General features: G+C 66.6%; 13 protein-coding genes. 4 read left to right on the forward strand and 9 right to left on the reverse strand.

Translation table 11 applies throughout. From position 1 onward, the window contains the following. Positions 1–153 precede the first annotated feature (153 nt). Positions 154–945, reverse strand: a complete 792-nt coding sequence (locus AB4089_RS09080) for a GntR family transcriptional regulator (RefSeq protein ID WP_441408957.1) — start codon at positions 943–945, stop codon at positions 154–156. 261 nt (positions 946–1206) lie between these two features. On the opposite strand from AB4089_RS09080, the gene AB4089_RS09085 reads away from it, so the two are divergent. Beyond that, positions 1207–1500, forward strand: a complete 294-nt coding sequence (locus AB4089_RS09085; protein ID WP_441408958.1) for an HPr family phosphocarrier protein — start codon at positions 1207–1209, stop codon at positions 1498–1500. A 106-nt stretch (positions 1501–1606) separates the two neighbouring features. Here AB4089_RS09085 and AB4089_RS09090 read toward each other — a convergent pair whose 3' ends face one another. The 5 genes from AB4089_RS09090 to AB4089_RS09110 all read right to left on the reverse strand — a co-directional run bounded on the left by AB4089_RS09090 (position 1607) and on the right by AB4089_RS09110 (position 6811). Beyond that, a complete protein-coding gene (locus tag AB4089_RS09090; RefSeq protein ID WP_441408959.1) occupies positions 1607–2008 on the reverse strand; it encodes a cytochrome c oxidase subunit 4 in 402 nt (133 codons plus the stop codon). Further along, positions 2005–3726 (reverse strand): aa3-type cytochrome oxidase subunit I, encoded by a 1722-nt coding sequence (ctaD, locus tag AB4089_RS09095; protein WP_441408960.1) that lies wholly within the window; start codon positions 3724–3726, stop codon positions 2005–2007. Before ctaD ends, AB4089_RS09090 begins: the two co-directional genes overlap by 4 nt. 10 nt (positions 3727–3736) lie before the next feature. Beyond that, on the reverse strand, positions 3737–4609 hold the full coding sequence (gene ctaC / locus AB4089_RS09100) for an aa3-type cytochrome oxidase subunit II (protein ID WP_441408961.1): 873 nt from the start codon (positions 4607–4609) through the stop codon (positions 3737–3739). Between the two features lie 208 nt (positions 4610–4817). Beyond that, the gene (locus AB4089_RS09105; RefSeq protein WP_441408962.1) at positions 4818–5207 is read right to left on the reverse strand and encodes a HesB/IscA family protein; all 390 of its coding nucleotides are present in this window, start codon (positions 5205–5207) and stop codon (positions 4818–4820) included. A gap of 173 nt (positions 5208–5380) precedes the next feature. Further along, positions 5381–6811, reverse strand: a complete 1431-nt coding sequence (locus AB4089_RS09110) for a dipeptidase (protein WP_441408963.1) — start codon at positions 6809–6811, stop codon at positions 5381–5383. 113 nt (positions 6812–6924) lie between these two features. On the opposite strand from AB4089_RS09110, the gene AB4089_RS09115 reads away from it, so the two are divergent. Then, a complete protein-coding gene (locus AB4089_RS09115; protein ID WP_441408964.1) occupies positions 6925–7524 on the forward strand; it encodes a DUF3043 domain-containing protein in 600 nt (199 codons plus the stop codon). A 124-nt stretch (positions 7525–7648) separates the two neighbouring features. Here AB4089_RS09115 and AB4089_RS09120 read toward each other — a convergent pair whose 3' ends face one another. Further along, positions 7649–8722 carry a quinone-dependent dihydroorotate dehydrogenase gene (locus tag AB4089_RS09120; protein ID WP_441408965.1) on the reverse strand — a complete coding sequence of 358 codons (1074 nt, stop codon included), beginning with the start codon at positions 8720–8722 and terminating at the stop codon, positions 7649–7651. Between the two features lie 151 nt (positions 8723–8873). Between AB4089_RS09120 and AB4089_RS09125 the strand changes: the two genes are divergently transcribed. After that, complete coding sequence (locus AB4089_RS09125; RefSeq protein ID WP_441408966.1) at positions 8874–10565, forward strand: FAD-binding dehydrogenase; 1692 nt, start codon at positions 8874–8876, stop codon at positions 10563–10565. Between the two features lie 63 nt (positions 10566–10628). Further along, positions 10629–11603: an alpha/beta hydrolase gene (locus AB4089_RS09130; protein WP_441408967.1), complete on the forward strand. Its 975-nt coding sequence runs from the start codon at positions 10629–10631 to the stop codon at positions 11601–11603. A 36-nt stretch (positions 11604–11639) separates the two neighbouring features. Here the strand turns inward: AB4089_RS09130 and AB4089_RS09135 are convergent, their stop codons facing one another. Both AB4089_RS09135 and recO read right to left on the reverse strand, forming a co-directional pair. After that, a complete protein-coding gene (locus AB4089_RS09135; RefSeq protein WP_441409075.1) occupies positions 11640–12491 on the reverse strand; it encodes an isoprenyl transferase in 852 nt (283 codons plus the stop codon). Between the two features lie 20 nt (positions 12492–12511). Further along, positions 12512–13264, reverse strand: a complete 753-nt coding sequence (gene recO, locus AB4089_RS09140) for a DNA repair protein RecO (RefSeq protein WP_441408968.1) — start codon at positions 13262–13264, stop codon at positions 12512–12514. Positions 13265–13441 lie beyond the last annotated feature (177 nt).

Below are 13441 nucleotides of genomic sequence, written 5' to 3' on the forward strand. Positions count from 1 at the left end.
TGCAAGTAGATAATCGGAAGGCCCGGTCCCCTTGGGGACCGGGCCTTCCTGCATTCCGGAGTGCAACAGCAACGCGGAGATCCTTCTATGGTTGTCACTTGGCGCCCATCCCAGGGGCTTCATGGGCGCAAAGGGACCCCGCGTTGGTCTGGGTTACGGGCGGTACCCCGAGGCGTAGTTGCGCGTGGGCCGGACGCCGGGGCGCTGCAGGGGCACCCAGAGCTTGTAGCGATCGGCACGGTAGTAGGACACGGAGTAGTCCACCATGGCGCGGGCCACGAACGCGTGGCGCTGGATCTTCAGCAGCGGGGTGCCGACCTCGACGTTCAGGAGCCGGGCCGTCGACGGCGATGCGGCCGTCGCCTCGATCATGTCCTCGCCCCATTCCATGACCAGCCCGAAGCGTTCGCTGAGCACGTTGTACAGGGAGGTGGGCGGTTCGCCGTCGAGCAGGCCGGGAACCCGGTGGGCGGGGATGAAGTTCTCGTCCACGCTCATGGGCTCGTTGTCGGCCAGCAGGAGCCGCCGGAACCGGACCAGCGGCGTCCCTTCCTCCAGCTGAAGCTCACGGGCCAGGAAGGCGCTGGCGGCGATCTGCTCGAAGCTCAGGACCTTAGCAGCCGGGACCATGCCGCGGCGCTGCATCTCCTCGCTGTAGGAGGTCAGCTTGACCTGGAGATCGAGTTTGGGTTTGCGCACGAACGTGCCCAGCCCCACGACGCGCTCAATCACTTCCTCGCCCACCAGGGCATCGATGGCCTGGCGGACGGTCATCCGGGCAAGGCCGAAGCGCTGGGCAAGGTCCCGCTCGGACGGCAGCGCCGATCCCGGCGGGCAGGCGGCCGCGATGTGCGCACGCAGTATTTCCCGCAGCTGCACGTAGATGGGCACGCCGCTCTCACGGTCGATCTCGCCAATCATCCTGGACGCGTTAGAGGACGCCATGGGTCAGCCTCCAGTTGGGCTCAGGCGCGGGTAAAACATTCATATCTCAAGGGTAAGCCCGTTGCCCTGCAGGTCTAGACCACCGGGCCGTCTCATGTCGTGCCGGCCCCTCCCCCGCGGCTACCCTTGAAGTTGCAGACTGCTGACGGGCAACGGAGCCCCCCGGTCTGATGAATCCCCGCCTTCCCGACCAATCCGTCGTCGACGGCACCCGTCCACTTGCACCACCTGCAGAACCAACACCAGCATGAGGGAGTCCCGTTGCCAGTTCGCAAGGCAATCGTCACGGCCGCCATCGGCCTCCACGCCCGGCCGGCGGCCGTATTTGTCCGGGCCGTCACGGCCACCGGACTCCCGGTCACCATCAGCAAGGACGGCAGGCCCGGCGTCGACGCCCGCTCGCTGCTGGAAGTCATGACCGAGGACTTCGAATGCGGCTGCGAAGTCGAGCTGGCCGTCGCTGCGGAGGCCCTCCCGGCCCTCTGCAGCCTCACGGAGGCGCAGACCGCGCTCGAGGAACTGGGAGTCCTTTTGGAGTCGGCAGCAGCCGCCTGACACCCTCCCGCGCGCAGCACCCGCGTCCCGGACGCATACGACGGCGGGCCCCACCAAAAGGTGGGGCCCGCCGTCGTGCAATATGAACTTTTAGTCCGGGTGGACGCTAGTGCGCGTGGTCACCGCGGCTGTATTCGTAGACCCAGCCGACCAGGGCGACTACTGCCATTCCGCCGGCGATGAAGACGATCCACCAGCCAACGGCCAGGCCGAGGAAGCCTGTTGCGCAGGACAGGCCCAGCATCAGCGGCCACCAGCTCCAGGGGCTGAAGTGTCCCTGCTCGCCGGCTCCCTCATGGATTTCGGCGTCGTTGCGGTCCTCGGGGCGCATGCCCACGCGTTTGCCGGTGAAGCCGAGGTACGCGCCGATCATGCCGGCAAGACCGCCCACGAGCAGGATTCCGAGGATGCCTACCCATTCGCTCCAGTGGGTCAGGTAACCGTAGATGAACGCCACCGGCACGAAGAAGAAGACGCCGAAGCCAAAAATTCTTGATTCGAGTTTCACTTGGCGGTGTCCTTCTGGTCGGCGTTACCGAGGGCTGCTGCTGCCGGAGCAGGCGAGTCGACGGTGTAGGACTGGGAGAGCTCCGGGTGGTGCAGGTCCAGGGCAGGACGTTCGGAGCGGATGCGGGGCAGGGAGGTGARGTTGTGGCGCGGAGGCGGGCAGGACGTGGCCCACTCGAGCGAGGCGCCGAAGCCCCACGGGTCATCAACTTCCACGCGCTCGTTGCTGCGCCAGGTGATGTAGACGTTCCAGAAGAACGGGATCAGTGAGGCACCGAGGACGAATGAGGCGATGGTGGAGAACTGGTTCATCCACGTGAAGCCATCCTGCGGCATGTAGTCGGCGTAGCGGCGGGGCATACCCTCGACACCCAGCCAGTGCTGGATCAGGAAGGTGCCGTGGAAGCCGAGGAACAGCATCCAGAAGTGGATCTTGCCGAGGCGCTCGTTCAGCATCTTGCCGGTCCACTTGGGCCACCAGAAGTAAAAGCCTGCGAACATGGCGAACACGACGGTGCCGAAGACCACGTAGTGGAAGTGGGCCACGACGAAGTAGGAGTCCGAGACGTGGAAGTCCAGCGGCGGCGAGGCCAGGATGATGCCCGTCAGGCCACCGAAGAGGAACGTTGCCAGGAAGCCGATGCTCCAGAGCATGGGGGTTTCAAAGGTGATGGAACCGCGCCACATGGTGCCGATCCAGTTGAAGAACTTCACACCGGTCGGAACGGCGATCAGCATCGTCATGAAGGAGAAGAACGGCAGCAGGACCGAGCCGGTGACGTACATGTGGTGGGCCCACACGGTCACGGACAGGGCGGCGATGGAGATGGTCGCGTACACCAGGCCCTTGTAGCCGAAGATCGGCTTGCGGCTGAAGACCGGGAAAATCTCCGAGACGATGCCGAAGAACGGCAGCGCGATGATGTACACCTCGGGGTGGCCGAAGAACCAGAACAGGTGCTGCCAGAGGACGGCACCGCCGTTCTCCGGATCGAAGATGTGGGCACCAAAGCGGCGGTCCGCGCCGAGGGCGAACAGGGCGGCGGCCAGCGGCGGGAAGGCCATCAGGACCAGGATGGACGTCACGAGGGCGTTCCAGGTGAAGATCGGCATGCGCCACATGGTCATGCCGGGGGCGCGCATGCAGATGATCGTGGTGATGAAGTTGACCGCGCCAAGGATGGTGCCGAAGCCGGAAAGCGCCAGGCCGAAGACCCATAGGTCACCGCCCACGCCGGGGCTGAACGTCGTGTTAGACAGCGGCGCGTAGGCAAACCAGCCGAACGACGCGGCACCCTGCGGGGTGATGAAGCCGGACACGGCGATGGTTGAACCGAAGAGGAAGAACCAGAAGGCCAGCGCGTTCAGTCGCGGGAACGCGACGTCGGGGGCACCGATCTGCAGCGGCATGATGACGTTGGTGAAGCCGGCAAACAGCGGCGTCGCGAACATCAGGAGCATCACGGTGCCGTGCATCGTGAAAAGCTGGTTGTACTGCTCTTTGGTCTGCAGGATCTGCATGCCGGGCTCGAAGAGTTCGGCACGGATCAGCAGCGCCATGATGCCGCCGAAGCAGAAGAAGACGAACGACGCGATCAGGTACATGTACCCGATCGTTTTGTGGTCGGTCGAGGTGATCCAGTTGACGACGATGCGCCCCTTGGACTTCGGTACTACGGGAGCCTCGAGGATCCCGGCGGATTGAGTGTAAGTTGCCACGTCGCTCGCCTTACTTGGTTTCGGTCGGGGCCGGGTTGCGGTCGTACTCTTCACCGAGCAGGCCGGTGTTCCCGTCCTGGCGCAGCTTGTTCATGTGCGCCTGGAACTCCGACTCGGAGACAACCTTCACGCGGAACAGCATTTCGGAGTGGTACTCGCCACAAAGTTCGGCACACTTGCCGTCGTAGGTTCCCTCCTTGGTGGGGGTGAACCGGATGTAGTTGGTCTTGCCGGGAATCATGTCCCGCTTCTGCAGGAACGCAGGTACCCAGAAGGAGTGGATGACGTCGCGGGAGTTGAGCTCGAGGTCAATCGACTTGTTGACCGGCAGGTACAGGGTGGGCAGCTTTTCCTTGTCCACGTCGTTGCCGGTCAGGTGGGCCTGGACGCCAGCTTCGTGGACGTCCCCGGTGACGACTTCACCCTTTTTGTAGTTGAAGTCCCATGCCCACTGCTTGCCGCGGACGTCGACGACGACGTCGGCCGGCTTGGAGCGGTCATCGATCGACGCGGTGTCGCGGTCGGTGAAGTAGAAGAACACCAGGACCATGAACAGCGGGATCGTCAGGTAGAACACTTCAAGCGGAAGGTTGAAGCTGTTCTGGCGGGGGAAGCCCACGGTGCCCTTGCGGCGGCGGTAGGCGACGACGCACCAGATCATCAGGCCCCAGGTGATGATGCCGACGACCAGCGCGGCAATCCATGAGTTGACCCAGAGGTCCATGATGAGGCCAGTGTGATTTGTGGTGTCACGCTCGGTGGGCAACCAGCCCCTCTGTACCTCTGGTGAACATCCAGTCAAAGCCAACGCGCCGGCTAGTGCCAAGCCAGTGATCGTAGTGATCTGTTTGCGTCGGCTGCCGGTTCGGTTCTGCGAACTCACAGACGGCCCTTCCTACTTGTTGCTGTTGCCCCGCGAATTACGGGCAGGGCAAACGAAAAGTTTTACTACTCGGTGTAGAGCTTACCGCTCCCCGGGAGTTTTCGCCCACATGTCCGCACCGTGCGTCGGGAGCTTTTTATGGCCGCCGCTCGTTGAGGATCCTGCGCCACTAAGGCCGGGCAAAATGCCCGGCCTTAGTGGATAAGAATTAGTGGAACGAATCTCCGCAGGCGCAGGACCCGCCGGCATTGGGATTGTCGATCGTGAAGCCCTGTTTGGAGATGGTGTCCTCGAAATCGATGCTGGCACCGCTGAGGTAGGGAACGCTCATCTTGTCGACCACGACCTCCACGCCGTCGTAGTCGCGCACTGCGTCCCCATCGAGCAAACGCTCATCGAAGTAGAGCTGGTAGATCAGGCCGGAGCAACCGCCGGGCTGCACGGCAACGCGGAGGCGCAGATCGGTGCGGCCTTCCTGCTCGAGCAGGCTGCGGACCTTGCCAGCTGCCACGTCGGTCAGCTTGACCTCATGCGTGGCCAGCTCGCCGGCCTCAGCGGCAGTGGCGTCGGCGCTGTTTTCATTGGTTGTAGTGCTCATGGCCTACCTTCTTGCAACGGTGGTGGCGGCCCCGTTCGCACGGTGCCCGCCCCTACTTAAACGGTATGGGCTATAGCTACATGCTACTTCGCGCAGCCCTGTAGCTCTAACTCCTGACGTAACTGTGGGAGACGGCTGGATGTTCCCCCGGCCGGCCCGGGACGGGTTGGTGGCTAGAGCGCACCTTCCTCGTTGAGACGCGCCAGCAGCAGGGCCTCGGCGACGATGGCGTTCCGGAAGTCACCGAGGTGCAGCGATTCGTTGGCGCTGTGGGCGCGGGAATCGGGATCTTCGACCCCGGTCACGAGGATCTGCACGTCGGGGTAGAGCTCTGTCAGGTCCGCGATGAAGGGAATCGACCCGCCGATCCCCATTTCAACGGCGGGCACGCCCCAGGCCTCGCCGAGGGCCCACATGGCCACGGACGCGGCCTTCGAGCTGGTATCGGTCAGGAAGGAGTTGCCGCTCTCCCCCGGGGTGAACACGACCTGCGCGCCGAAGGGGGCATTCGTTTCAACGTGCTTGCGGACCGCGTCCATTGCCGCCGCCGGATCCTGTCCGGGGGCGAGGCGCAGGCTGAACTTGGCCCGAGCCCGCGGCAGGAGGGTATTGGAGGCCACGTCCACGGCGGGGGCGTCAAAGCCGATGATGGAAAGGGCGGGCTTGGTCCACATCCGTGACGCAATGCTCCCTGTTCCGGCCAGCTTCACGCCGTCGAGCACGGACGCGTCGGTTCGGTACTCCTCCTCGGTGAGGTCCACGAGCACGTCATCGCGGCTCACCAGGCCCTCGACCGCAACGCTGCCCTCGTCGTCGTGAAGGGTCGCGATCAGGCGTGCCAGCAGCGTCGGGGCGTCCAGCACCGGGCCGCCGAACATGCCCGAATGCACCGCGTGGTCCAGGACCTTGACCTCGATGGTGCCGTCCACCAGTCCGCGCAGGCTAGTGGTCAGCGCCGGAATGCCGACCTTCCAGTTGCTGGAGTCGGCCACGACGATCACGTCGGCGCGGAGCAGTTCGCGGTGGGTCTCGAGGAAGGACCGGAACGTCGGGGAACCGGCTTCCTCTTCGCCTTCGAAGAAGAACGTCACGCCCAGGCCAAGTTCCTCGCCAAGCACACGCGTCACCGCCGAGTAGGCAGCAATGTGGGCGAGGATGCCGGCCTTGTCATCCGCGGCACCGCGGCCGAAGAGCCGGCCGTCGCGTTCGACGGCGGTGAACGGGTCGGTGTCCCACAGCGCCAGGTCGCCGGTCGGCTGGACATCGTGGTGGGCGTACAGCAGAACGGTCGGCTTGCCCTCGGCGGCCGGACGGCGTGCGACGACGGCGGGCCCGCCGGGCGTCCCGTCTTCCTTGTCGCAGCGGAGGATCCGGACGTCGTCGAATCCGCTGGCACGCACCAGGCCGGCGACGGCGTCGGCGCTGCGGTTCAGCGGGGCAGGATCAAAGCTGGGCCAGGCGATGCCCGGGATGGCAACAAGATCCGTCAACTGGCTGATCGTTTGATCGAACGATTCGGTAACGGCTTGACGGAGGGCTTCGGCGTCGATGGTGCCGGCGTGGTCCAGTGCGGTCTGCGGGTTCCCCGCGGTAGAAGATGTCATGGCCAAAACACTACCCGTGCGCTGGATCACGCTAAACCTTGAACAAAGTCATCACTGGCCCGACGCCGTGTGGGCTGGGTCTCGCGCCTGTGTCTGCGGGGTATTCTTTAGGGGTGTTTGGACGTAAAAAGGAAGCGCCTACGGCGCAGGACGTAGTTGACCAGCAGGCGGCCGAGGCAGCAGCCCGGGGCGCCGTGACCGGCAAGGGCGCACCCACGCCCAAGCGGAGCGCCCAGGAGGCGGCCCGCAAGCGCCCGCTCGTGCCGGAGGACCGCAAGGCTTCCAAGGCCGCCGAGCGCGCCGCCGTCGCGGACCAGCGGCTCAAGATGCGGCAGGCCATGGACAGCGGTGACGAGAAGTTCCTGCCCGTGCGCGATAAGGGTCCGCAGAAGCGCTTCGCCCGTGATTACGTCGATGCGCGGTTCAGCCTGGGCGAGTACCTCATGTTCGGAGCCCTGCTGTTCGTTGTCATCTCGCTGCTGGTGCCTGCTTCCAGCGCGCAGATGATCTACGTCCTGGGCGCCTTCTGGGTCATGTTCCTGGCGGTCTTCGTGGACGTCTTCATCCTCTCCCGCAAGCTCAAGAAGCGGCTGGGTGAAAAGTTCGGCGAGGTGGAGCGCGGCACCGTCTGGTACGGCTCCATGCGCTCCCTGCAGTTCCGCCGCCTGCGCCTGCCCAAGCCCCAGGTCAACCGCGGCCAGTTCCCCGCCTGATCATCCGCTCCTAGAATTCTTCAATCGGGAAGCCCCCGGCAGTTCAGTGAACTGCCGGGGGCTTCCCTGTTAACCCGGGGCTTTGAGTTGCGCCGCAGCGTCCGGGTCCGCTCGCCCGGAACGCCTAGCGGCGGCTCGGGTGGCTGGCCAGCAGCCGGTTGATGCGGGCGGCCCAGAAGGGGCCCTCGTAGAGGAAAGCCGTGTAGCCCTGGACGAGGGTGGCACCGGCGTCCAGCCGTTCCTGCACATCCTGGGCGGTTTCGACGCCGCCCACCGAGACCAGGGTCAGGGCTCCGCCCGTGACGGACTTGAGCCTGGCCAGCACTTCGAGGGACCGTGCTTTCAGCGGTGCTCCGGAAAGCCCGCCGGCGCCGCACGCTTCGACCTTGTCCTGGCTGGAGGAAAGTCCGCTGCGGGCGATCGTGGTGTTGGTGGCGATGATGCCGTCCAGCTTCAGGTCCAGCGCCAGGCGCGCGACGTCGTCGATGTCCTCATCGCTGAGGTCGGGCGCGATCTTGACCAGCAACGGAACGTGGCGGCCGGCCGCCTTGTCCGCCTCCTCCCCCACTGCTGCCAGCAGCGGGCGAAGGGTCTCAACGTCCTGCAGCAGCCGCAGGCCCGGCGTGTTGGGCGAGCTGACGTTGACCACGAGATAATCCGCTGCCGGGGCCAGGCTGCGCGCGCTGATCAGATAATCCGACACCGCGTCCTCGAGCCCAACCACCTTGCTCTTGCCAATGTTCACACCGATCACGGGCCGCACGCCGGGGTGCTGCCGCTGAAGGGCGGCCCGGGCGGACTTCAGCCGCGGGGCGACCGCCGCGGCGCCGTCGTTGTTGAAGCCCATGCGGTTGATGACGGCCCGGTCTTCGACCAGGCGGAACAGCCGCGGCGCCGGGTTTCCGGGCTGGGCATGGCCGGTGATGGTGCCGACCTCGACATGGCCGAAGCCCAGTTCGGTCAGAGCCTCGATGCCGTGGCCTTCCTTGTCGAAGCCGGCCGCGAGCCCGAACGGCGACGGGAAGGTCAGGCCAAAGGCCTGGGTCTGCAGGGACGCCGCCGGGGCGGTGAACTTGTGCAGCAGTCGCCCTGCGCCGCTGCTGTGGGCGAGCCGGATGGCCTTGAACCCGATCTTATGGGCGCGTTCGGCGTCCATCCAGGAGAAGGCGAGCCGGAAGAAGGTGGGATATACGCGCATGCCTCTAGTTTTCCGGTTCGGCCCGCGCAGACCAAACCAACGCACCGGCGGGCGGGAGTTGTGACTGACGTTGTGACTGCCCGTGCGTGTATGGCGGGTCGCGCCGTGGGACGGGCCCCGGAAGGGCGCCGGCCCGAGTTAGCATGAAGCCATGACCAGCAATGAAGGTGTCGGAACGGGGGGCGGCGTGCCGGGCCGCTTGATCGAGGCCGATGTGGTGGTGGTCGGCGCGGGCCTGGCCGGACTCGTCGCCGCGGCCCAGGCCTACGCCGCGGGCAGGCGGGTGGCCGTGCTCGAGCAGGAACCCGAAGCCTCCGTCGGCGGCCAGGCGCACTGGTCCTTCGGCGGCCTGTTCCTGGTCAACTCCCCCGAACAGCGGCGGCTCGGGGTCCGGGACAGTGAGGAGCTGGCCCTCGCAGACTGGCACGCGTCCGCCGGGTTCGACCGGCCGGAGGACGCGCTGGCAAAGAAGTGGGCGGCCGCGTACGTGAACTTCGCCGCCGGGGAGAAACGTGCCTGGCTCGCCGCCCTGGGCGTCAGGCTGTTTCCCTTGGTTCAGTGGGCCGAACGCGGCGGCTACGGCCCCGACGGCCACGGCAATACTGTCCCGCGCTTCCATGTCGCGTGGGGTACCGGCCCCGCCTTGGTGGCCCCGTTCCTGGCCAAATTGCGCGAAGGCGAAGCCGCCGGGCGGGTCTCCTTCCATTTCCGGCACCGTGCCACCGAGCTCGTGAAAACCGCGGGCCGGGTGAGCGGTGTCCGCGGCGAACTGCTCGAAGACAGCAGTGCGGGGCGGGGCGAAGAGTCTTCGCGGCGCCCGGCCGGCGCCTTCGAGGCTGCGGCCGCGGCCGTGGTGGTGACCAGCGGCGGCATCGGCGGCAACCACGATTCGGTCCGCAGGCAATGGCCCGGCGGCGTGGCGCCGGAGCGTATGCTGAGCGGCGTGCCCGCTTCCGTGGACGGGGATTTCCTCCCGGCCGTGGGCCGGGCCGGCGGCAGCCTCATCAATGGCGACCGGATGTGGCACTACCCGGAGGGCATCCACAACCATGCTCCCGTCTGGCCGCGGCACGGCATCAGGATCCTGCCCGGACCGTCGGCCATGTGGCTCGATGCCACGGGACGGCCGCTCCCCGCTCCCCTGTATCCGGGCTTCGATTCGCTCGGGGCGCTTCGCCACATCCTGGCCACGGGACATGCCCATTCATGGTTCGTCCTTAACAGGGCCATCGCCCTGAAGGAGTTCGCGCTCTCCGGATCGGAGCAGAACCCCGATCTCACCGGCAAGGATGTCCGGCTGCTGGCCGCCCGGCTGATGCCCGGCAGCGACACCCCGCTGCAACGCTTCCTGGACCACGGTGTGGACTTCCTGCAGGCAGCGGATCCCGCCAGCCTGGCCGAACAAATGAACGGTTTGTCCGGCGAAGGACTCATTGACGCCGAGTCCCTCGAGAACCTGATCCGGGCCCGGGACAGGCAGTTTTCCAGCGGGCTGGGCAAGGACCCGCAGCTGGCGGCGATCCGGGCCGCACGCCGTTTCGCCACCGACAAGATCATGCGGGTGGCGCCGCCGCACCGGTTGCTGGATCCGCGCCACGGTCCCCTGCTTGCAGTCCGGCTCTCGGTCCTGACGCGCAAGAGCCTCGGCGGCCTGCACACGGATCTGCAGTCGCGGGTCCTGGATGCCGCCGGGCAGCCCGTACCCGGACTGTACGCCGCCGGTGAGGCCGCCGGGTTCGGCGGCGGTGGAATCCACGGCTACCGGGCACTCGAGGGCACGTTCCTGGGCGGATGTCTCTTCTCCGGGCGTTCGGCCGGCCGCGCCGCGGCTTCGGCGGCATAGGTCAGCAGTCCGGCCAGCAGCACAGACCAGCGGCACAAGAAAGCAGCGCAGGAGGAAGAGTCGATGCAGTGGCGGACGGACATACTGGGGGACGATTTCCAGGCATGCGCCTTTGAGGCAGCCGGGCCCGACGGCGTGCTGCGCACCGCAACCCTGGTCCGCTACGTCCCGCTCGGGCCGGCGCAGCCCGCGGCGCTGCCGGCCCGGGCCGTGCTGTTCCTGCACGGTTGGAGTGACTATTTCTTCAACGAGGAACTTGCCGAGTTCTGGGCCGGGCAGGGTTTTGAGTTCTTCGCCCTCGACATGCACAACCACGGCCGCAGCCTGCGGCCGGGTACCCACGGCGGGTACGTGGCCGACCTGGACAACTACGACGCCGAAATTACGGCGGCGATCGGCATCATCGGCTCGCTCCGACCGGCCGGAGCGGCGCCGCAACTGACGCTGATGGGTCACTCCACCGGCGGCCTGATCGCGGCGTTGTGGGCCGACCGGCATCCCGGAGTGGCATCGCATCTGGTCCTGGACAGCCCGTGGCTGGAGGTCCACGGCAGCCCGGCCCTGCGCCGCGCCGCCCGGACCATGGTGGAGCCGTTCGCCAGGTTCTGGCCGGAGTCGGTGATCCGGCTACCCGAGCGTGCCTTCTATTGGCGCAGCATCAGCAGCGCCGCGGAAGGCGAATGGGCCCTGGACGATGCCTACCGCCCGCCGCACGCCTTTCCGGTCCGCGCCGGCTGGCTCAGCGCCGTGCTAAGCGGACAGTCCAAGGTGGCCCGCGGCCTGAACATCGATGTACCCATCCTCGTGCTGATTTCCGGTGCCAGCGCCAACGGGATGTTCTGGAAAGAGTCCATGCGCCGCACCGACGCGGTCCTGGACGTGAACACGATCGCCCTGCGCGCACTCAGCCTGGGCCGCACCGTCACCCTGGAGCGGATTGACGGCGCCCTGCACGACGTCTTCCTGTCCGCACCTCGTGTCCGCGCGGACGCCTACTCCCGGCTGTCCCGGTGGCTCAGGGCGTACGTGTTCGATTGACGCGGACCGCGACGCCGTCGAGTACCGGCAAGCCGGTCAGGTGACTTCGCCGCCCGCGGCGGAGGCGGCGTCGACCGCTCCGCCGTAGCGGCGGTCCCGCTGGGCATAGATCTCCACGGCGTCCCACAGTGTCCGGCGGTCCACGTCCGGCCACAGCGTGTCCAGGAACACGAACTCGGCGTAGGCCGACTGCCACAGCATGAAGTTGGACAGCCGCTGTTCCCCGGAGCTGCGCAGGAACAGGTCAACGTCCGGCAGGTCCGGCTCATCCAGGAATTTCTGGATGGTCCGCTCGGTGATGGCTCCCGGCTTGAGCCGGCCCTGCGCCACTTCCTCCGCGATCGCGGAGACGGCGTCGGCGATCTCGGCGCGTCCGCCGTAGTTGACGCACATGTTCAGGGTGCACGTGCTGTTGCCCCGGGTGTAGTCCTCGGCCTCTTCGAGTTCGCGGATCACCGAGCCCCACAGTTTCGGACGCCGCCCGGACCAGCGGATGCGCACGCCCCACTCGTCCAGCTGGTTCCGCTGCCGGCGCAGCACGTCCTTGTTGAAGCCCATGAGGAAGCGCACCTCCTCGGGGGACCGGCGCCAGTTCTCAGTGGAGAAGGCGTACACGCTGACGTGCTCGATACCGAGTTCGATCGCGCCGGCCACGACGTCCAACAGGGCAGGCTCCCCCGCCCTGTGGCCCTCGATCCTCGGCAGGCCGCGCTGGTTGGCCCAGCGGCCGTTTCCGTCCATGACGATCGCCACGTGCCTCGGAATGAGCTCCGCGGGGATGGCCGGCGGCACCGCGCCGGACGGGTGCGGATAGGGAGCCACCACCGGCGTGGTCCGCTGCCGGACTTTGCCCTGCTTCGCCTGGCTCTTATCCAGGTTCCTTCCCAGACTTCTTCCCAATGCCACTTTTACGTTCGCTCCACATGTTTGAGGGATTTCAGGACTCGTTCCAGATGCCACTGGAGATAGCTTGCCACCAGGCCGGCCGCCTCCCGGCGGTGGACGGACTGCGAGGCATCCGCCGTCGTCCAGTTCCCGGTCAGCAGGGCACCGAGCAGGAGCACCGTCTCCGGTGCCGGCGCCGGGGATCCCGGCGGCCGGCACGCTGGGCAGACCATGCCGCCCAGCGGTGCGGAAAAAGCCGTGTGCGGGCCCGGCGCACCGCATCTGGCGCAGTCGGTAAAGCTGGGCGCCCAGCCGCCGGTTGCAAGGGCCCGGAGCAGGTAAGAATCCAGGATGAGCTCGGAGGCATGATCTCCACGGCTCAGCGACGCCAGCGCGCCCACCAGCAGGTTGTACTGGGCGGTTCCGGCTTCGCCGTCGACGTCCGTGAGCTTCTCCGCCGTTTCCGTCATGGCGGCCGCCACGGTGTACCGGCCATAGTCGGCCGCGATGTTTGAGCCGTAGGCGCCCTTGGCCACGGCCTGCGTAACAACGTCCAGGGTGCGTCCGGAAACCAGTTGCAGATCGACCACCATGAAGGGTTCCAGCCTGGCGCCGAATCGGCTGCTGGTGCGGCGGACACCCTTCGCCACCGCACGGACCTGGCCGTGGTGCTTCGTCAGCAGGGTGATGATCCGGTCCGCCTCGCCCAACTTGTGGGTACGCAGTACGACGGCGTCATCACGGTAGGCGCGCGCTGCGAAGGATTGTTGGGCCACAGTTAATCTTCGCACTGTCTCTGTTGATTCATGGCATGGGCCACGAATCGCAGCGTCGGATGGCCGGTTAAGGCGCTGTTGCCCTAAACCCAACGCCGCAGCACGCTGAAGATCCTTTCACCGGCAGGTCGTGGCCTCCGGTTGCCCGGACGCGCGCCCAATCTGGTTCGATGGTTG

It is taken from the genome of Arthrobacter sp. 2MCAF15 (assembly GCF_052115605.1).
In the GTDB taxonomy this organism is placed as follows: Bacteria; Actinomycetota; Actinomycetes; order Actinomycetales; family Micrococcaceae; genus Arthrobacter.

Excerpts from the sequence above, each read along its gene's own strand:
- AB4089_RS09120 (WP_441408965.1), bottom strand. The coding sequence starts at position 8,722 with ATGCGCGTATATCCCACCTTCTTCCGGCTCGCCTTCTCCTGGATGGAC.
- AB4089_RS09125 (WP_441408966.1), top strand. The coding sequence starts at position 8,874 with ATGACCAGCAATGAAGGTGTCGGAACGGGGGGCGGCGTGCCGGGCCGC.
- AB4089_RS09105 (WP_441408962.1), bottom strand. The coding sequence starts at position 5,207 with ATGAGCACTACAACCAATGAAAACAGCGCCGACGCCACTGCCGCTGAG.
- AB4089_RS09080 (WP_441408957.1), bottom strand. The coding sequence starts at position 945 with ATGGCGTCCTCTAACGCGTCCAGGATGATTGGCGAGATCGACCGTGAG.
- AB4089_RS09110 (WP_441408963.1), bottom strand. The coding sequence starts at position 6,811 with ATGACATCTTCTACCGCGGGGAACCCGCAGACCGCACTGGACCACGCC.
- AB4089_RS09130 (WP_441408967.1), top strand. The coding sequence starts at position 10,629 with ATGCAGTGGCGGACGGACATACTGGGGGACGATTTCCAGGCATGCGCC.